This window comes from Spirosoma sp., from assembly GCF_026391055.1.
Taxonomy (GTDB): Bacteria; Bacteroidota; Bacteroidia; order Cytophagales; family Spirosomataceae; genus Spirosoma.
The window spans coordinates 357,619-376,991 of the sequence record NZ_JAPLET010000019.1 but is presented as its reverse complement, the minus strand read 5'-3'; the positions used below and the strand labels follow the sequence as shown (position 1 = coordinate 376,991).

Sequence of the window (19,373 nt, the reverse complement as noted above, 5' to 3'; positions counted from 1 at the left end):
GCTCCCAGTGTCATTACCTGAACATAGCTATGCATACAAAAACACGAAGATTCCTGCTGCTCTGCTGGTCTGTATTGCTGCTGACATCTGGACTGGTAATTGGCCAGCCGCCACGCGGGCCGCTGGTGGTGTCGCCCCAGGTAAATGCCAACAAGACCGTTACATTCCGCTACCAGGCTCCGCAGGCCAAAGCTGTGGAACTGAGCGCACAGTTTGAAAAAGGTCCCGTAGCCATGACCAAAGATGCGCAGGGTATCTGGAGTGTGACGGTCGGCCCCGTGAAGCCTGATATTTATCCGTACAATTTTCGGGTAGATGGTGTATCCGTCATGGACCCTGCCAACGTCGCGTTCTTCCCCAACGAGCGATTCAAAGCCAGCCTGGTCGACGTGCCCGGCGATACGCCCCTGATTCACGCCATGCGCGATGTTCCTCACGGCTCGATCAATTACGAATACTACCCGTCGATGGAGGGCACAACCGGCTCGCTGGTCGTGTATACCCCACCGGGTTATGACCAGAATCCGTCGAAGAAATACCCTGTTTATTACCTCATCAGTGGTACGACGGATACCGAAGAAACCTTTTTTAAAGTCGGCAAAACCAATCTGATTCTGGATAATCTGCTGGCCGAAGGCAAGGTAAAACCGATGATTGTCGTAATGCCGTACGGGAACATCGCGGCTCGTGTAGCCGAGCAAAAGGGTGGTACGAAACCCGCCGATCCGACCGTTCGGGACGGAGCCGATGCGGTGAAACGTGCCAACGATTTTACGACCGATCTGGTGAGTAACGTCATTCCGTATGTCGAGAAAAGCTACCGGGCTATTCCTAACCGCGAGAACCGGGCCATTGGCGGGTTCTCGCGCGGGGGCGGACAAACGCTCCGTGCGGCCTTCAGCAACATGGACAAGTTTGCGTATGTGTGCGCCTACAGCTCGTACCTGTCGCCCCAGGAAATGGATGGCAATTTCAGCCAGATCGTGAACAAGCCCGACCAAACCAACAAGCAACTTAGACTGCTGTGGGTCAGCGTCGGGAGTGATGATTTTCTATACAAAGGCACGGTGGAATTTATGGACTACCTGAAGGCAAAAAAGGTGAATTATAAAAGCCTGGTCACCGACGGCGGCCATACCTGGATGAATGTAAAAACCTACGTTGCCGCCACCACGCCATTGCTGTTCCAACCATAAACCCATCCGCCCATGAAACGCATTCTATTTAGTCTATTGGCCGTCCTTTTTTCGGGCGTTTCGGTGCTGGCCCAGCAACGGCCACCAGCCATCAGTTCGCCCGATGTGCATCCCGACCGCAGTATCACGTTCCGGTATTTCTCCCGAAACGCAAAAAAAGTGATGGTTTCCGGCGAGTTTCTAGCGGCACCCGTCGCCATGACTAAAGATACTTCGGGCATCTGGAGCGTGACCGTGCCGCCCGTCAAACCCGACATTTACCCATACAGCTTTATGGTCGACAGTGTATCGCTGGCCGACCCGAGCAACACCTACATTTTTGCCAACGAACGCTTCAAACGCAGCATCGTCGACGTGCCCGGCGATCAGCCGCTGATACATTCGTTGCAGAACGTACCCCACGGCAAAATCAGCTACCGCTATTACAAATCGGGCACGTTGGGCACCACGCGGCAGTTGCTGGTTTATACGCCACCGGGTTTCAACCCCAACGGCAAAACCAAATACCCGGTGCTATACCTGATTCACGGCGGCTCCGACACCGAGGAAACCTGGACGAAAGTAGGCCGCGCCAACTTGATTGCCGACAACCTCATCGCACAGGGCAAGGCCAAGCCCATGCTGATTGTGATGCCCTACGGCAACGTCCGCCCGGCCCCGATGCCTGATTTTACCAAAGATATGGTGAACGACATTGTGCCGTTTGTCGAAGCCAACTACCCGGTCATCAAAGACAGCAAAGGCCGGGCCGTGGCCGGGTTCTCGGTGGGTGGCGGTCAAACGCTGAACATCGGCCTGACTAATCCCTCCACATTCGCCTATATCTGTTCGTATGCGCCCTACACGGCTACCGAGGAGTTTCAGAAAAACTTCTCAAACTGGTCGCCGGATGCCAACAAGCTCAACAGCCAACTGAAGCTGTTCACTATCAGCGTGGGCACAGAGGATTTTCTGTACGAGCCGGTGAAGAAGAACATAGCGATGTTTCAGGACAAAAAAATCAAGGTAGAACCGCTGATCGTGCCGGGCGGGCATACCTGGATGAACTGCAAACTGTACCTCGCCAACACGTTGCCGCAGCTTTTCAGGTGATCGGAAACTACCGATGAATGGGTTAGGCGAAACGCGCCGGGGTGATCAATTCGCCCCGTTAAGGGCCTGACAGCGCAGCGTCGGAAGAAAACATAAATCGCCGGTTCTTCCCGCGTGCCGTAGGTGCGCAACGGGTTCGGTGAGTTTTTCTACCAACGCTGCGCTACTAAGCCCTGATGGGGCGAAAAAACTCGCAGAAGCCCATGAGTGATTTCTGTTTTTGTACTGAAAATCAATGGAATATAGAGATAGTGTCGCCTGTAAATTCTTTTATAATACCCTTAAAACCAATATCCAAATGACTCTCAAAAGTTTAGCTGTATTCGTGGTAGCCACGATGATCAGCATCAGCAGTTATTCGCAAACGGCATCAGCCATCGCGGAGGATTTTAAACCGTCCTCGCTCAACCAGCCGGGGCAGGAGTACCCGCAGGTCAACTCGCAGGGTTATGCCCGGTTCCGCATCTACGCGCCCAAAGCCGACAGCGTAAAAGTGAGCCTGGGCCTTGGCGGACGGGGTGGTACCATCCTTAAAAAAGGGGCCGACGGCTACTGGACCGCTACCACGGAAGGGCCTATGGATGAAGGCTTTCACTACTACAACGTAACCATCGACGGCGGGAAGTTCAACGACCCCGGTGCCAAGAATTATTACGGGTCCGTTCGTTGGGAAAGTGGTATTGAGATTCCCGCCCACGACCAGGATTTCTACGCGTTGAAAGACGTACCCCACGGCAACGTACAGCAGATTCTGTTCCCCTCGAAAAGCACCGGCACACCCCGCCGGGCATTTGTGTACACGCCACCGGGATACGAAAAAGAGAAATCAAAAAAATATCCGGTGCTGTATCTGCAACACGGCTGGGGCGAAGACGAAACGGCCTGGAGCAACCAGGGACACGCGAATCTGATCATGGACAACCTGATCGCCGAAGGCAAAACCAAGCCGTTTATTATCGTGATGACTTACGGCATGACCAACGAAGTGAAATGGGGTAAAATCCGGGATTTTAAGATCGATGGTTTCCAGACGGTGCTCGTCGACGAACTGATTCCATATGTCGATGCCAACTTCCGCACGATGGCTAACCGGGATAACCGGGCGATGGCGGGCCTATCGATGGGCGGCATGGAAACCAAAGCGATTACCCTCAACAAGCCGGAAACATTTGGATACTACGGCCTGCTGAGTGGTGGCGTTTATGCGCCAGACGACCTTAACGGAAAGGCTAAACCGAAGCTCGTGTTCATCAGCTGCGGTAGCAAAGAGCGGCCCGATGGCGTGAATAAATCCGCCACCGACCTGAAAGCCGCCGGATATAATGCTGTTGCCTACGTATCGGATAAAACAGCCCACGAATTCCTGACCTGGCGCCGGAGTTTGCATGAGATGGCTCCGCTGCTGTTTAAGTAAGATAGCCCATTATAACCTATAAGGTCTCTTATCAGACCTTATAGGTTTATTAAAAATTGGCTTCATCGCTACGTATCCTACTCAACCTATTTATGGTACGATCAATACGGATAAAAGAAGTTTTAAAAGTAAGTTTTTGGCTTATACTAGCCGTGCTCTGTAGCGGACAGGGAGTCGTTTTCGGCCAGCGTAAAAACACAGGTCAGCCAATCTACCGCAACCTGTTTCGTGAAGCGGGCTACAAACAGGCCGACATCGACGCAAAATTGGCTAAGGCCTATCACGATGTCTTTGAAGGCCCCAATAAGGTCTATTTTGAAGTTGGCGATACGATGGCCTACGTGTCGGATGTGAAGAATAAGGACGCTCGAACCGAAGGTTTGTCGTATGGCATGATGATCGCCGTGCAGCTGGACAAAAAAGACGTGTTCGACCGCATCTGGCGGTGGTCTAAGAAATACCTGCAACACCAGAGCGGGCCACGAGAGGGCTATTTTGCCTGGAGCATCAACCCGCAGACGATGAAGAAAAACTCCGAAGGGTCGGCGTCGGATGGTGAGTTGTACTACGTTACGAGTCTGCTGTTTGCGGCCAACAAATGGGGCAACAATACAGGTATCAACTACTACGGCGAAGCCCGGCGAATTCTGGATGCGATTTGGGAGAAAGATGGCACTGGCAACATCTATAACCTCATCAACACCGACGCTAAGCAGATCAGCTTTGTGCCCGAAGGAGGCATGTACAACTGGACCGACCCATCGTATCACCTGCCCGCCTTTTACGAGGTCTGGGCCACGTACGCCAAAGACGGCCACGAACAGTTTTACAGGGTGTGCGCCGATACATCGCGCGCGTTTTTGCACCGGGCCTGCCACCCCGTTACGGGCCTCAACGCCGACTACACGGAGTTTAGCGGGAAGCCGCACGACACCCGCTGGTCACCCTCGGCGTTTCGCTACGATTCGTGGCGGGTGCCTATGAACATCGCCATGGACTATACCTGGTCGGGAAAAGACAAAGCCTGGCAGGAAGATTACGCCAAACGACTCCAGAACTTTCTGCGGTCCAAAGGCATGGACACGTATGACGATCAGTTTAACCTGGACGGCTCACGCCCCGAGTTCATTTTGCAGGCCGGACCGGTGAAAAAACTGCGCCACTCGCTGGGGCTGGTGTCTACATCGGCTACGCTGTCATTGGTCAACAAAGAGAAGAACAGCCTTGCCTTTGTGCATGCCTTGTGGAAAGCAAAGCTTGAGCCATTTGACGATGGCTATTTCGACCCGTATTACGATGGGCTGTTGTATGTGTTCAGCCTCATGCACCTGAGTGGAAAGTACCGGATCATAACGCCACAGACCCGTTAAGCAGCTAATGGAATACCTGACAAACGATTGGGTTAGTTCGTACTAAGCTATATACCGTAGGAATTTAACATCGACTGGTTATGCGCAATAGCCGGGCCCAGCCAGCAACCTACCCCGTTAGAGGCTATAGCTTTGATCCAAAACCTCTAAACCTTTATCATAAAAATACCATGAAAATAATCATCGCATTACTAATTTGCCTTATATCCCTGACGGTACAGGCCCAGAACGCTGGTGTACCGGCTTCGACCAATATTCCGGGGCAGAAATACCCGCAGATTCTGCCTGATAACCGGGTGGTGTTTCGCGTGAAAGCGCCCGACGCCCGCAAGCTGCAAATCGACCTGGTGAAGAAGTACGATATGGTGAAAGACACCAGCGGCTTCTGGACCGTCACGACGGAGCCTGTCGTCGAGGGTTTTCACTATTACTCACTCATTGCCGACGGGATAGCCATTTGCGACCCGTCGAGCCAGACGTTTTATGGCATGGGCCGTATGGCGAGCGGCATCGACATTCCCGACAAGGACATGGACTATTACCAGCCCCATACTGTGCCGCATGGTCAGGTACGTTCGGTCAACTACTACTCCGACATGACCAAAGCCTGGCGCCGGGCCAACGTGTATACCCCACCGGGTTATGACGAAAATACGAAGAAGCGCTACCCCGTTATGTACCTGCAACATGGCTCGGGCGAAGACGAAACCGGCTGGCCGACGCAGGGCAAAATGGATTTTATTCTCGACAACCTGATTGCCGAAGGTAAGGCAACGCCCATGATCGTGGTGATGGAACGCGGCTACGCTACCGACCCAACGCGGCCCATCAACAAAACAGCCACGGGTCCGGCCAGCATGAACAGCAACGTGTTTCCCGAGCTGTTGGTGAAGGAAGTAATTCCGATGATCGATAAGCAGTTTCGCACGCTGACCGACCGCGACAACCGGGCGATGGCGGGACTGTCGATGGGTGGTTTTCAGACGTTCCAGACCACGATGACCAACCTCGATAAATTCGCTTACATCGGCGGGTTCAGCGGGGCGGGTCGGTTGCAGCCGGGTGCCGACATCAAACAGGCGTATGACGGTGCCTGGGCCGACGCCGATGCGTTCAACAAAAAGATGAAACTGGTGTACGTGAGCATCGGCACGAAGGAGCCCGAGCGGATGTACACCGGCGTAAAAGGCTTCCACGAAGCGCTCGACAAAGCGGGCATCAAGCACGTATACTATGAGTCGCCGGGTACATCGCACGAGTGGCAAACCTGGCGTCGGTCGTTGCGGCAGTACGTCAGCCTGATTTTCAAGAAATAAACCACACTGAACGGCCCAAACAGACCGGTTATCAATTAACAAGCATGAAACGATTCATCACATTAGCGGCCATACTGGGTATTTTCTGCGGGAGCAGCTTCGCCCAGAAAATTGAGAAAGAAGCGCCAAAAGGCTTCGATCAGGTACGTGCGGGTATCGCCACGGGTAAGCTGGATTCGATTAGCTATCCGTCGAAAACCGTAGGTACAACCCGCAAAGCGTTGGTGTACACGCCACCGGGTTTTACCAAAAAGAAAAAATACCCGGTGCTGTACTTGCTGCACGGCATTGGGGGCGATGAAAAAGAGTGGCTGAACGGTGGCAAACCGCAGGTGATTCTGGACAATCTGTACGCCGAGAACAAGCTGGAGCCCATGATCGTGGTGATGCCCAACGGACGAGCTATGAAAGACGACCGGGCGGTGGGTAATATCTTTGAGAAGGACAAAGTCGAAGCCTTCGCCACCTTCGAAAAAGACCTACTGACCGACCTAATTCCGTTCATCGAGAAGAAATACCCGACGCTTACTGACCGCGAACACCGCGCCATTGCCGGTCTGTCGATGGGTGGTGGGCAGTCTCTGAATTTCGGGCTTGGTAATCTGGACAGGTTCGCGTGGGTGGGCGGCTTCTCATCGGCTCCCAACACCAAACGCCCTGAAGAACTGGTGCCGAACCCCGCTGACGCTAAACAAAAGCTAAAACTGCTCTGGATTTCGTGCGGAGATGCCGACGGTCTGATCTCGTTCAGTAAACGTACCCACGATTACCTGTATCAGAACAGCGTGCTGCACATCTATTACGTGGAGCCGGGCGGGCATGATTTCAAAGTCTGGAAAAACGGTCTGTACATGTTCTCGCAGTTTCTGTTCAAGACCGTCGATGTGGCGTCGCTGACCAAATACAGCGTGCTGGGCACCCCGGCGGCCACCAACATCCGCAACGCCAAGTACCCGCAGATTCTACCCGACAACCGCGTCGTTTTCCGCGTGAAAGCCCCAGACGCCCAGAAAGTGCAGGTCGATCTGGGCAAAAAGTACGACATGGTGAAAGACACCGCCGGTTTCTGGATGACTACCACCGACTCCATCAGTCGTGGGTTTCATTACTACTCCGTCCTTATCGATGGTGTTGCCGTTGTTGATCCGGCCAGTGAAACATTCTACGGCATGGGTCGCATGGCCAGCGGCATAGAAATACCCGACAAAGACGCTGGTTTCTACGCCATGAAAGACGTCCCCCACGGAGACATACGCATCAAACGCTATCTGTCTAAAGCGACCAACAGCTGGCGCGAAATGTACGTCTACACCCCGCCGGGCTACGACAAAGCGACCGACAAATACCCGGTGCTTTACCTGCTGCACGGCGGGGGCGAAGATCAGCGCGGCTGGTCTACACAGGGTAAAACGGATATGATTCTGGATAACCTGATCGCCGAGGGGAAAGCCAAACCGATGGTCATTGCCATGCTCGACGGTAACGTAAGCGCCGGTGGTCTGGCGGGTTTCACCGAAAACGTACTGAAAGCGTTTGAAAATGAATTAAAGTTGGGGGCAATTCCCTACGTGGAAAGCAATTTCCGGGTTGAGACCGACGCGAAGAACCGGGCACTCGCGGGCCTATCGATGGGTGGGTTGCAGACGCTGTATGCGGGTATCAAAAATACCAATATGTTCTCCAGTCTGGGCGTATTCAGTTCGGGCTGGTTCGCCAACAACCCCAAGCTAACCGATCCGCAGTATGCCTTCATGAAAGACAACGCGTCGACCATCAACAGCAACCTCAAGAACCTGTGGATTTCGATGGGCGGCAAGGAGGATATCGCCTACCAGAACTGTCAGATCATGATGAAGAAGTTCGACGAGATGGGGGTCAAATACAGCTACAGCGAATACGCCGGTGGGCACACCTGGCCCGTCTGGCGGCACGATTTAATGCAGTTTAGTCAGGTGCTGTTTAAGTAATAAGTAAACCTATAAGGTCTCTTTTCAGACCTTATAGGTTTTTGTCAACGCTTAACTTAGGATCAACACTCAAGCTTGAATGAATACTATGCTTTCCCAAAAAACCACCACCGCATTAAGTACAGCGGCCCTTTTCCTGGCAACCGTTGCGCTGCCCATCACATCATTCGCTCAAAAAATCCCCTCTCTGAAAGACGCCTTCAAGAAGGATTTCGGTATTGGCACCTGCCTCAATAACGCTCAGATCGAAGAGCGTGACCCAGCAACAACGGCCTTCATCGCCAGTCAATTCAACATGGCCACACCCGAAAATATCATGAAGTCGGCGCTGATTCACCCGAAGTGGGACACCTACGATTTCACGATGGGAGACAAGCTGATTGAATTCGGCAAGAAGCATAAGATTAAAATCAACGGCCATACCCTGATCTGGCATAGCCAACTGCCGCCGTTCATTCGTGGTATCAAAAGTGCTGATTCTATTCGGACCTTCTTCACCGATCACATTAAAACGGTGGCCGGGCATTATAATGGCAAGGTATATTCGTGGGATGTTGTCAACGAAGCCCTGAACGAGGATGGCACCATGCGTAAATCGGTATTCCTGCAACACCTCGGCGACGATTTCGTGACGGAAGCCTTCCGGCTGGCCCAGCAGGCAGCGCCAAAAACGGAATTGTATTACAACGATTACAACAACGAACAACCCAAAAAGCGGGCGGGCTGCCTTGAACTCATCAAAAAGATCAAGGCAGCCGGGGTGCGTATCGATGGCGTGGGTATTCAGGGTCACTGGCACGTTGGCAAAGTACCATTTAAGGACATCGAAGAGAGCATCCTGCAATATGCCGCTCTGGGTGTGAAGGTGATGTTTACTGAACTGGATATCGAGGTGCTGCCTCGCAATTTCCAGGGAGCCGACGTAGGGGCGCGTATGACTGCTAACGAGCAGTCGAATCCCTATACGGCTGGTCTGCCCGACAGCGTTCAGCAACAGTTAGCGGCTGATTACGAAACTCTGTTCAAGCTGTTCCTGAAGCACAAAGACAAAGTCACTCGCGTCACCTTCTGGGGCGTCAATGATGGCGATAGCTGGCTGAACGGCTGGCCGATTCGTGGCCGGACTAACTATCCACTGTTGTTCGACCGCAACAACCAGCCCAAGCCTGCCTTTGAGAAGGTCATTGCACTGAAGAGGTAAGCACAATCTTCCTACGTACTGGAAGTTAATTGCTTAATGAAGCATAGGTATTGAAAATTTATTTACATACCTATGCTTCATCAAATTAACTGAATGAGACAGAGACTTACTGATATTGAAACAGCATTATTACGTATCGATGGGGCTACTTTCCAACGCACCTGCGATGAATATTTGTTCTGCCGATATGGAGCCGATTTCCGGCATATAACTTGCACGGGAACGCAGATAGGTAGGATGCAAACAACAAAGGGTACTCCTGATACCTATGTCATTTTGCCCAATGGAAAATATGTACTTATTGAGTATACGAAGCAACAGACAGGTGTTCTGAAGAAACTACAGGGCGATGTAGCTAAATGCTTAAATGCAAAAGAAACGGGGCTATCCGTTGACCAAATTGATCGCATTCTCATCATTCATGCCAGCAAACTAACGCCCAAACAACAGGAGGCATTACGCAAAAGCTGCCCCAAGCAGGTTAAGTTGGAAATCATAGGCTTGGGTGAATTAGCCTTGTCTATTCATAACGATTTTCGTCAATTAGCTCGTCGCTATTTAGACATAGCCTTTGACACTTTACAGCTACAGACACCTGACGAATTCATCGGGGAACATGCCCGTAAGGCAGTAGGAGAGAATAATCCCTTGTCAAACCCACTTCGGTATCGAGAAGATGAACTACAACTCCTGTTAGGCAAAATTAACAGTCAGGATGTGACAGTTCTTACTGGAGGGCAGGGCGTAGGGAAAACTCGTTTAGCTTTGGAAGTTCTAGAGAAATACTGTCAAATTAATTTAGACTATCAACCATTTTGTATAGCGAATAAATACGCTTCTCTTTTGGAGGATCTGAGCGATCTAGTTCAATCCAGAAAGAAATATATTTTTCTAATTGATGACGCTAACAGGCAGACACCTATTTTGCTTGAAACCTTGGAACACTTGTACGCTCGACCTGAGGTCTCTTTCAAAATAATCCTAACAGTTCGCGATTATGCGTTTGACGTTGTAAGTAAACACCTACAGCCTTACCGCTGGGACTGGTACTCTATTGAAAAGTTCACAGATGAGCAAATTGTGAAGTTAATTGCAGAAAAACCATTTTCAATAGGCAATCATGGGTTTCAACAACGTATTCGTGATTTGGCCAACGGCAATCCCCGTTTGGCAATTATGGCGGCCAAGCTAGCTCTAAAAGAGCAAAATCTGTATGCTCTCAACGATGCTACTGATTTGTACGTCAGCTATTATGACAGCCTGACTGATAGTGATAACAAATCGCTATTGGTTGATCCAACTCGTTTGAAAGTGCTTGGCTTATTGGCTGTATTTAGGCAAATTGACTTACTACAAGAGTCGTTCGTTAGTCAGTTGACCTCAGCTTTTGGTTTGACTCGTGATATACTAGCGGCTGAGTTGGTAGGTTTAGAAAAAGACGAACTAGCTGACGTTTACCTTACTGACCAGAGTTTTTTTCGTTTATCTGACCAGAACTTGGCAATCTACGCCGTGTATCAAGTTTTCGTTGATAAAAAGCTACTCAGCGTCGAAGCTCTGTTAACTGAGTTTTTTGAGGATTATCCACAGCGCATCCGCGATGCATTTTATGGGGTTATCAACGCGTTCGACCAAGAACGAATTATCAATGACATTAAACTTGTTACAAATCAGTATTATAGTTCGATCAGAAGTGACGATGCCAAGGCCTACAAGTTTTTAGATGTTTTTTTCATAGCGTTACCAACCGAAACGCTTGACTACTTATTAGTACTGTCTGAAAATTTGCCATCTCTACAAAAACAGTGGCGTGAAAAGAATATTTTATGGAGATTGAAAACGGATGAGGGACCGTTGAAGGACCGGTTAAGATTGCTATTTAACTTCTTCAGTGGCTTCAATAACTTTTTTAACATAGCACTTGAACTACTGGTTAAGTTTGCGGAAAGTACTCCCGATTTGGTGCCACTACTAACCAGTTTAATTAAAGATCGGTTGGCTTTTAGGCCAGAAGACGGGCAATACATGCAGCTAAGGCAGGCTCTTTTGCTTCAGTATCTTATAGATGAAATGCAATCTGGTCATGAAGCAGCCCGTAGTCTACTCTTTGCTGTGTTACCCTCATTCTTGCAGTCTGAGTTTCGAAGTACAATATCAAGAGGACATGGTATTACAATTACCACAATGCCATATCCGGTGCAGGAGCCCTTCAGCTCATTACGCAGTACGCTTTGGGAGTTTGTCAGCGATCAGTTTTCAAAGTATCCTGAAGAGTGCCGATCCGTTTTATTTTCATATACATCTTCTTACTCACCACTTGACAACGAGTTACTAAGGGAATTTGACAAGGGTCATATCATACCACTAATTGAGCAACATCTAAGGACAAACGATTTCGATGATTGCCACTTCGTAAACGAATACGTTCGCTTCTTAAACCGCAGTAATCTACAATCTACCCAAACGAATCAACTGGCAGAACGCTTTCAAAACCACGAGTATTCTCTTTACCTGCTACTTGACTGGCGTCGCCATCGAGGGCGTGATGCTGATGATGAGATGTGGAAAAAGCCAGAACAGTATAGATTAAAGAAACAAAATGAATTATGGGAAAAGCTACATCCTGAGTCATTACTAGAGATTGAACAATTATTTGATGAGATTTTCGACTTGATCAGTAAACCGGTCAATATTTCGTCCATGCTTGACCACCCATTAGAGACGATATTGAGCGGAATTAGACAGCATAATCCTGAGTTGTTTAAAGAGACGGTTGCCGCGTTTTCATTACGAGAATGGCCACTAACCGTCCCAGTAAGCCGTATAGTCGGAGCGGCCTTTAACTACGAGATTGCAGTGCCAGAAGAGTGGTTCAGTGTGTTTTTTGGCGCCAAGTACCGTAATGCTGAATGGCAGCTAAACTTCTTCAGTATGATACCGGCTTCTGCCGTAACCATTGACTGGGCCAACAAGCTTATTCAGTGTTTCCAAGAGCAGTCTATTGATGGTTTTTATCTACCTGACAAATGGTGGATGAATTATCGAGCAGTACGTCCAACTATCTACCAAGACATCTTAACTATTTTAACCTTTAGGCATGAACAGATAGGTATGCGATATTCGCTATGGCACGATTTTTTTGAAGATCGCATTGATTTATTTAATGAATCAGATTTACCTCTACTCAAGAAGGTCTATCTACAATTGTTCAAAATGGAACGCTTATCAGCGTCAGGTTTCGACTATTCACATAATAACCTGAAAGCGATTCTGTCACACGATCCATCGTTTTTGATTAATTTAATTGAGGCTCACTACAAACAATCAGATACTGAATCGACAGATCATCCCCAGATCGAAAATTTGGCTTTTGTTTGGTCACTGCCCGATGCGGTAAAATGGGCTTTACAGATAGTACACATTATGGTAAACCAAGAACGGTTTGTATGGTATGGCCGAAACTACGAGCCTTTTTTTCTGCATGTGAGCGAAGAACAAAAAGGGCTTACGCATATTTTCCTAGATGAATACATAAAAATATATGCAAATAATGTGAGTGAGATTGGAAACATGATACAAGCTCTTCAACATATACACAAGTATGATGAATGGCTATTATGCGTCCGGGCTTTTCTGACTTACAACCAATCTGTAGAAGACTTTAAGAAAATCAGTTGGGCACCTGGTATGCTATCTGGGTCCGGGAAAGTGAACTTTGATCAAGTGCGAGCCGACCGGCTAAAGCAGGTTCTCCAACAAGTCCAGCAGATGCCAAAAAAACTACCCTTCTTGGAACATATTAAATATTTGGAATGGTATATCACAATTTATGAAAAGGCGGCTGAAGAAGAACGTCGTCGTCAATTTGGTGGGGATGATTAATTAGTTGAGTATTTGCACAGGTCAGGCCTATCTTTGGATCTGGCAACTTTACGGTAAGCTTGAAAGACAAAGTCACTCGCGTCACCTTCTGGGGCGTCAATGATGGCGATAGCTGGCTGAACGGCTGGCCGATTCGTGGGCGGACCAATTATCCACTGTTGTTCGACCGCAATAACCAGCCAAAACCGGCCTTCGAGAAGGTCATTGCGCTGAAGAAATAGCCATTCCGAAAATGGATACCTATGATATGAACACTGGCAATGAAGAGGAAGTCGTAATATCGGTGTAACGTAACGAATAGCCGTGTAGCCGGAAAGCCATGAAAATGGGATTCCGGACTGTTTAGTGAATCATTTTCAGGATTCGGTGTTTTTCAGACAGATAGTTTACACGCTCATGATTGAAAGACCCCTTACAGACTGGCTGCCTCTGACAATGAAAGAAGTCGAGAAAAGAGGCTGGGATGAAGTTGATATTGTCCTCGTATCCGGAGATGCCTATGTCGACCATCCTGCTTTTGGCACGGCTGTGATTGGCCGCATAATGGAAAGCGAAGGATTCCGCGTGGCCATTATTGCTCAACCGAACTGGAAAGACGATCTGCGCGACTTTAAGAAGTTTGGCAAGCCTAAATACTTCTTCGGGGTTACGGCCGGGTGCATGGACTCCATGGTCAACCATTACACGGCCAACAAACGCCTGCGCTCCAATGATTCGTATACGCCCGGTGGCGAAGCGGGTTTTCGGCCCGACTACGCTACCATCGTATACACCAAAATCCTGAAAGAACTGTACCCCGATGTTCCCGTATTACTCGGTGGCATTGAAGCCTCCCTGCGTCGGGTTACACACTATGACTATTGGCAGGACCGGCTAATGCCCTCTATCCTGGTCGATGCCGGAGCCGATATGCTAGTCTATGGTATGGGTGAACAACCCCTCCGCGAAATTCTGAAACTTTCCCGGCAGGGTGTCCCTTTTTCGTCGATGCGGAACATCAATCAGGTGGCATTCATGCACGATGCCAGCACCGAACTGCGGGACTATAACGACTGGAGTTCGGTCGAATTGGCCAGCCATGAGGTTTGTCTGGAAGATAAAATCAAATACGCGGCTAACTTCAAGATTGTTGAAGTTGAGTCGAATAAATGGCAGGCTAACCGGATTCTGCAGCGGGTAGGCGATCAGATACTGGTCATCAACCCACCGTTCAAGACGATGGAAGAGGCCGAAATCGATAAATCCTTCGATTTGCCTTACACCCGTCTCCCCCACCCGAAATATAAAAAGCGTGGCCCAATTCCGGCTTACGATATGATCAAGTTCTCGGTCAATATGCACCGGGGCTGTTTCGGGGGATGCAGTTTCTGTACTATTTCGGCTCACCAGGGCAAGTTTGTGGCCTCACGAAGTGAAGCATCGGTATTGAAAGAGGTGGACGAAATCACGAAACACCCCGAATTCAAAGGCTACATCTCCGACCTGGGGGGCCCATCGGCCAACATGTACAAGATGAAGGGTAAAGATGAGTCTATCTGCGCCCGTTGCCAGAGCCCGAGCTGTATTCACCCGGTTATCTGTTCGAACCTTGATACCTCGCATAAGCCTATGACGGAGCTGTATCGTAAGGTCGACGCCAACCCCAAGGTCAAGAAAGCATTTGTCGGTTCGGGAGTGCGGTATGATTTGCTGGTCGACGACTTCAACAAAAACAACAGTGACGGCAACCACGACGAATACATGGAGCAGTTGGTTACGCGCCATGTGTCGGGCCGGTTGAAGGTTGCCCCCGAACACACGGCCGATGATACACTTCGTGTGATGCGCAAGCCATCGTTCCGGTATTTCAAGCTGTTCAAACAGAAATACGACAAGATTCAGGAGAAGTATAACCTCAAGCAACCCCTGATTCCGTACTTTATTTCGTCGCACCCCGGCTGTGAAGAGCAAGACATGGCGAACCTGGCCGCCGAAACGAAAGATATGGGCTTTCAACTCGAACAAGTTCAGGACTTTACGCCTACGCCCATGACCGTGGCCGAGGTAATCTACTATTCGGGCGTTCACCCCTATACGCTGAAACCGGTTAAAACGGCCAAGACGCGGGAAGAGAAAAAGGCCCAGAACAATTACTTTTTCTGGTACAAACCGGAGTACAAAAACTGGATACGCAATCGGCTAAACCAGCTCAAACGGCCGGATCTGGCAGAGCGTTTACTGGGTAGCCCCAAGAAAGAAAGCTCCGGTGTTCCGAAGTTTACCGGCAATTATAAAGGGAAGAAACGATAAGACGTTTCTATGTAGTGCCGAGCCGATGCTCGGCACTACTCATTAACCGCATTCGGTAGGCATTCATAGCCGTCTGCCCAAGCTGATTTACAAGTCGATAGTTGACCACAATACCCACTGCGGCTCCAATGCCCGGTATGAGTTGCGCCATCTTGGCAAGGTCAATATAATCACGATACTCCTGCTGAAACGTAAGCCAGTCAAACTGATTAATATCTTCTGGTAATTCCCGGCTGTGTTCGGTCCAGTTGGCAATGTGCTGGTACACCTGTTGCCTACGTTCCTGACTTGAAAACGCCAGTTGAAAAACGTACAGGATAAACACCCGCTCCCGATAATCGCTTACCGAATACCCATAGAGGCTGGCGATCTCGAATAGCATTTTCATCTTCAGACTAAGCAGCAGCGGGAAGTCGGCCAGACCGAGCAGAATACCGCCCGCCCCCGTTACACCCCCTTCGGCCGCACTCGTTTTCTTGTAAAATTCAATTCGTCGGGCTACGGCGGCATCCCGTTGTGTCAGCGTTTGCCCCTGTACAGGTGCCCGATTAAGGAATTCGGCACCGAACAAAACAGCCCTAGTCATCTGCTTGATAGTAGCGGTAACAATGGCGTGAATGCGGTCGGGGATAATCCGATTTATTCGACGCTGGATTGAGGTTGAGAGTCTTCCAAAGGCGGTTGGAGGCTTCTGCATTGCCTGTTGCCAGCGAATCAGTTCGGTTTCGACGGCTTGTTCGTAAGGAGTCATGTTACCTATATTTGGCAAAAAAGTGGTATCTTCATCGAATCAAAACAGCCGTAAGCTTGTTGAATCTGTATGCGTTCTCATAAATCCCGACATCGAAAGTTTGTAGGTATGATGAGTGTCCTTTTGGTCATGGTTGCTCTGGTATTCGTTTACTTTGCTGGCACCGGACTTAAAAGCATACCAAACTCGCCTGTTAAGGTAACGCCCGTTACCAACGTTAAAAGCGGCAAATCCATCGCCCACCTCGACGTATACGATCAGCTAAATCTAAGCAAAGTCGGCTTAAAGAAAAGCGTTTTTGAATATGCGTTGCGTGGGTGGCAGAAAATAGACACGGCCAAAGCGATGCTGACGATTGTTGACCTCAGCCAGCCGTCGAGCCACAAACGTCTGTACGTTGTTGATTTGTTTAACAAGAAGCTGCTCTACAACACCTACGTTTCTCACGGTCGCAACTCGGGTGACCTGATGGCGAATCGCTTTTCCAATACAGAGTCTTCTTTCCAAAGCAGTCTTGGCTTTTACCAGACGCTAAATACCTATATGGGCAAACATGGCCTTTCACTGCAATTGAAAGGGCTGGAGAAGGGCTTCAACGACAACGTTTATAACCGGAACATTGTCTTACACGGTGCTGATTACGTTTGCGAAGACATCATTCGCAAAACAGGCCGGTTAGGACGCAGCCAGGGTTGCCCAGCTGTGCCTTACGCGGAATCTAAAGGTATAATTCAGGCCGTTAAAGGTGGCTCCTGCCTGTTTGTTTACTCCCCAAATCCTGACTATCTGAAGCAGTCGGCTTACTTGGCTAACGAGTACACATCCTTATAGAAATGGAGTTTACCGGCTGCATCCACATCAGCAATGTTGTAGGTGATGAACACCGGAAACTTCTTTGTTGGCAGTGTCTTGGGCTTTTGATCGATCAGACACTTGTTCATAAAATCAGCATCGAAGGTTTTAGCCCCAAGTATCAGGTTGGCCAGTTCGACGGGTTTCTGAACCCGTACGCAACCGTGGCTACGCCAATGGTCTTTGGTACTTTTGAACAGGTCACGGCTATTGGTATCATGTAAGTAAATAGCCAATGGATTTGCCAGATTAAACTTCAACAAACCCAGCGAGTTCTCGCAACCAGACGCCTGCCGGACACGATAGGGAAAGTTCGTTTCGGAGAGAGATTCCCAATCGATTTCTTCTGGATCGACTTCCTTATTCTTCTCATCCAGAAGTTGAAGGTTCTGGTTGTAGATGTAGGATAAATCCCGTTTCATGCGGGGCAGCATCTCATCAAGGGCGATGTTCTGAGGCACATTCCAGTAAGGGTACATAACAATGTCCTGAATGTATGTGACCATGCAGGGAGTCATTTTGTCAGGTTTACCAGAAATGACCTGCATGGGCAGCAGTCGTTTACCCGTTCGATCAAACACATTCAACTCACCCGCCGGAATATTGACCAGCACAAACTGATCGGGATCGAACCGATTGATATACCGGTAGAAGTTGAGCGTTTGCCGGATCAGTCGTAATGAATCAGCTATGGCGGAGTTCGCCTTGTTAGCTTTCCGCAACCGATTGTAATGCCCAACGAGTTGTTTGTAAGGGGCAAAAGTCGTCATACTCTCCAGCTCACTGGCGTTGGCGGTGGCTGCCCAGGTTGAATCGACTGATTCTTTCAGGCCGTTGAATTCCAAACGAGACGGTTTTTTACCGTATCTAACCTCCAGAAGCAAATTTGCCAGTCTGCTTTTATTTTCGTCTGCACTGCCCCCTACCCCATAACGCGATGTGTCGATACCAACGGAAGCCGCATATTGACATGCTTGATGTAGTGACTGAGCCACTTGCCGGGATTCTTTTTCGGATACTTCTTTTTCCTCTTTCTCAATCTTGGACTGATTCGACTTTTCGGCTTCGTTCTTGATAAAATACCGTCCAACAAGGAAAAGAATGACTAGACCCGCTACCACCGCTACGATAATTCCAATCTTTCTTCCTCTTGTATCCATGCTTATTTATTCAGTGTGTTTACCCTGTATAACACCGTAATCGCATTGATGGTTGTAAATATATCCGACAGGCTCAATTTTCACCTGGCTTGCTACCCACTAAAAACAGGTACTAATAGCAAACGAAACGCGGTGCTCTGACTTAAGTCGAGACACCGCGTTTCGTGTTGGATACTGGTGTTATTTACGTCAACCAGTTCAACCCATTACTGTCCTGCCGAGGTCGGCATTAGTATTGTATCAATTGAATGCACAATGCCATTGGTCGCTTCAACATCCGCCTGGTTGATCGTAGCTGTATTGCCAGCCCCATCCGTGATGGTTATATTATCGCCCTGTTTGCCTACGGTTAAGGTACCCCCCGTTACGGTCTTGAGTTTCTGTCCATCCTGTAATTGATCGGCGGTGAATTTTCCCTTCACAACATGGTAAGCGAGCATCTTCACCAGTTTGGGCTTGCCCGCTGGCTTCCAGAACTCATCCATCGTACCGGCAGGTAGCTTTTCAAAGGCTTCATTTGTTGGTGCGAACACCGTGTATGGACCTTTTCCACTGGCTTGCTCCGTAAGCCCTGATACGCGCAGGGCACGAAATAAAATGGTGTGGTTGGCAGACTTAGCGGCACTGATGGCCAGATCTTTCCCGGTTGAGCTACCCGGCTTCATCGTAGTGATGGTCGTATTGGTTTGTGCTGCCGCATTTTGGCTCTGTGCCATAATAGAGGCATGCGTGCCAATAAAAAGGACAGTGGCCACCGCCCAGCCAAAATATGTTTTCCTGTTCATCTGGATTTAGTTAATAGTGAAACACATGACTCGTCTTACCTACAAGCCCGAAGCGAACGCCCCTATTTGTTGATTAAACGGTCTATGTACCCACTAAA

13 protein-coding genes and 1 pseudogene are annotated in these 19,373 nt (G+C 49.3%); 11 read left to right on the top strand and 3 right to left on the bottom strand.

The features are described 5' to 3' along the window. Window positions 1-29: 29 nt before the first annotated feature. The 10 genes and pseudogenes from NT073_RS12285 (at window position 30) to NT073_RS12240 (ending at window position 15,727) form a co-directional block, all read left to right on the top strand. On the top strand, window positions 30-1,196 hold the full coding sequence (locus NT073_RS12285; protein WP_297373464.1) for an esterase: 1,167 nt from the start codon (window positions 30-32) through the stop codon (window positions 1,194-1,196). A gap of 12 nt (window positions 1,197-1,208) precedes the next feature. After that, a complete protein-coding gene (locus tag NT073_RS12280) occupies window positions 1,209-2,288 on the top strand; it encodes an esterase (RefSeq protein ID WP_297373462.1) in 1,080 nt (359 codons plus the stop codon). A gap of 298 nt (window positions 2,289-2,586) precedes the next feature. Continuing rightward, window positions 2,587-3,702 (top strand): alpha/beta hydrolase-fold protein, encoded by a 1,116-nt coding sequence (locus NT073_RS12275; protein WP_297373460.1) that lies wholly within the window; start codon window positions 2,587-2,589, stop codon window positions 3,700-3,702. Between the two features lie 92 nt (window positions 3,703-3,794). Continuing rightward, entirely contained in the window at window positions 3,795-5,072 is a 1,278-nt protein-coding gene (locus NT073_RS12270) for a glycosyl hydrolase family 8 (protein WP_297373458.1), read from the top strand. Between the two features lie 170 nt (window positions 5,073-5,242). Further along, window positions 5,243-6,388: an alpha/beta hydrolase-fold protein gene (locus NT073_RS12265; RefSeq protein WP_297373456.1), complete on the top strand. Its 1,146-nt coding sequence runs from the start codon at window positions 5,243-5,245 to the stop codon at window positions 6,386-6,388. Between the two features lie 44 nt (window positions 6,389-6,432). Next, the gene (locus tag NT073_RS12260; RefSeq protein ID WP_297373454.1) at window positions 6,433-8,355 is read left to right on the top strand and encodes an alpha/beta hydrolase-fold protein; all 1,923 of its coding nucleotides are present in this window, start codon (window positions 6,433-6,435) and stop codon (window positions 8,353-8,355) included. A gap of 88 nt (window positions 8,356-8,443) precedes the next feature. Next, window positions 8,444-9,556, top strand: a complete 1,113-nt coding sequence (locus tag NT073_RS12255; protein ID WP_297373818.1) for an endo-1,4-beta-xylanase — start codon at window positions 8,444-8,446, stop codon at window positions 9,554-9,556. Window positions 9,557-9,649: 93 nt separating this feature from the next. Then, the gene (locus NT073_RS12250) at window positions 9,650-13,438 is read left to right on the top strand and encodes a hypothetical protein (protein WP_297373452.1); all 3,789 of its coding nucleotides are present in this window, start codon (window positions 9,650-9,652) and stop codon (window positions 13,436-13,438) included. A gap of 62 nt (window positions 13,439-13,500) precedes the next feature. Beyond that, a pseudogene (locus NT073_RS12245) lies at window positions 13,501-13,659 on the top strand (endo-1,4-beta-xylanase); the annotation flags it as partial. Window positions 13,660-13,834: 175 nt separating this feature from the next. Further along, on the top strand, window positions 13,835-15,727 hold the full coding sequence (locus NT073_RS12240) for a YgiQ family radical SAM protein (RefSeq protein WP_297373450.1): 1,893 nt from the start codon (window positions 13,835-13,837) through the stop codon (window positions 15,725-15,727). A gap of 7 nt (window positions 15,728-15,734) precedes the next feature. On the opposite strand, the gene NT073_RS12235 is transcribed toward NT073_RS12240, so the two are convergent. Beyond that, window positions 15,735-16,478 carry an EcsC family protein gene (locus NT073_RS12235; RefSeq protein ID WP_297373448.1) on the bottom strand — a complete coding sequence of 248 codons (744 nt, stop codon included), beginning with the start codon at window positions 16,476-16,478 and terminating at the stop codon, window positions 15,735-15,737. A gap of 69 nt (window positions 16,479-16,547) precedes the next feature. Here NT073_RS12235 and NT073_RS12230 point away from each other — a divergent pair, with 69 nt between their 5' ends. Then, complete coding sequence (locus NT073_RS12230; RefSeq protein ID WP_366107241.1) at window positions 16,548-17,309, top strand: murein L,D-transpeptidase catalytic domain family protein; 762 nt, start codon at window positions 16,548-16,550, stop codon at window positions 17,307-17,309. Here NT073_RS12230 and NT073_RS12225 read toward each other — a convergent pair. Both NT073_RS12225 and NT073_RS12220 read right to left on the bottom strand, forming a co-directional pair. Beyond that, window positions 17,279-18,490: a L,D-transpeptidase family protein gene (locus tag NT073_RS12225; protein WP_297373447.1), complete on the bottom strand. Its 1,212-nt coding sequence runs from the start codon at window positions 18,488-18,490 to the stop codon at window positions 17,279-17,281. The two genes, NT073_RS12230 and NT073_RS12225, sit on opposite strands and share 31 nt — an antisense overlap. Window positions 18,491-18,696: 206 nt before the next feature. Beyond that, window positions 18,697-19,275, bottom strand: coding sequence for a fasciclin domain-containing protein (locus tag NT073_RS12220; RefSeq protein ID WP_297373444.1), 579 nt, complete (start codon window positions 19,273-19,275; stop codon window positions 18,697-18,699). Window positions 19,276-19,373: the final 98 nt, after the last annotated feature.

Excerpts from the sequence above, each read along its gene's own strand:
- NT073_RS12275 (WP_297373460.1), top strand. The coding sequence starts at position 2,587 with ATGACTCTCAAAAGTTTAGCTGTATTCGTGGTAGCCACGATGATCAGC.
- NT073_RS12235 (WP_297373448.1), bottom strand. The coding sequence starts at position 16,478 with ATGACTCCTTACGAACAAGCCGTCGAAACCGAACTGATTCGCTGGCAA.
- NT073_RS12280 (WP_297373462.1), top strand. The coding sequence starts at position 1,209 with ATGAAACGCATTCTATTTAGTCTATTGGCCGTCCTTTTTTCGGGCGTT.
- NT073_RS12220 (WP_297373444.1), bottom strand. The coding sequence starts at position 19,275 with ATGAACAGGAAAACATATTTTGGCTGGGCGGTGGCCACTGTCCTTTTT.
- NT073_RS12240 (WP_297373450.1), top strand. The coding sequence starts at position 13,835 with ATGATTGAAAGACCCCTTACAGACTGGCTGCCTCTGACAATGAAAGAA.
- NT073_RS12225 (WP_297373447.1), bottom strand. The coding sequence starts at position 18,490 with ATGGATACAAGAGGAAGAAAGATTGGAATTATCGTAGCGGTGGTAGCG.
- NT073_RS12255 (WP_297373818.1), top strand. The coding sequence starts at position 8,444 with ATGCTTTCCCAAAAAACCACCACCGCATTAAGTACAGCGGCCCTTTTC.
- NT073_RS12265 (WP_297373456.1), top strand. The coding sequence starts at position 5,243 with ATGAAAATAATCATCGCATTACTAATTTGCCTTATATCCCTGACGGTA.
- NT073_RS12285 (WP_297373464.1), top strand. The coding sequence starts at position 30 with ATGCATACAAAAACACGAAGATTCCTGCTGCTCTGCTGGTCTGTATTG.
- NT073_RS12260 (WP_297373454.1), top strand. The coding sequence starts at position 6,433 with ATGAAACGATTCATCACATTAGCGGCCATACTGGGTATTTTCTGCGGG.
- NT073_RS12270 (WP_297373458.1), top strand. The coding sequence starts at position 3,795 with ATGGTACGATCAATACGGATAAAAGAAGTTTTAAAAGTAAGTTTTTGG.
- NT073_RS12250 (WP_297373452.1), top strand. The coding sequence starts at position 9,650 with ATGAGACAGAGACTTACTGATATTGAAACAGCATTATTACGTATCGAT.
- NT073_RS12230 (WP_366107241.1), top strand. The coding sequence starts at position 16,548 with ATGCGTTCTCATAAATCCCGACATCGAAAGTTTGTAGGTATGATGAGT.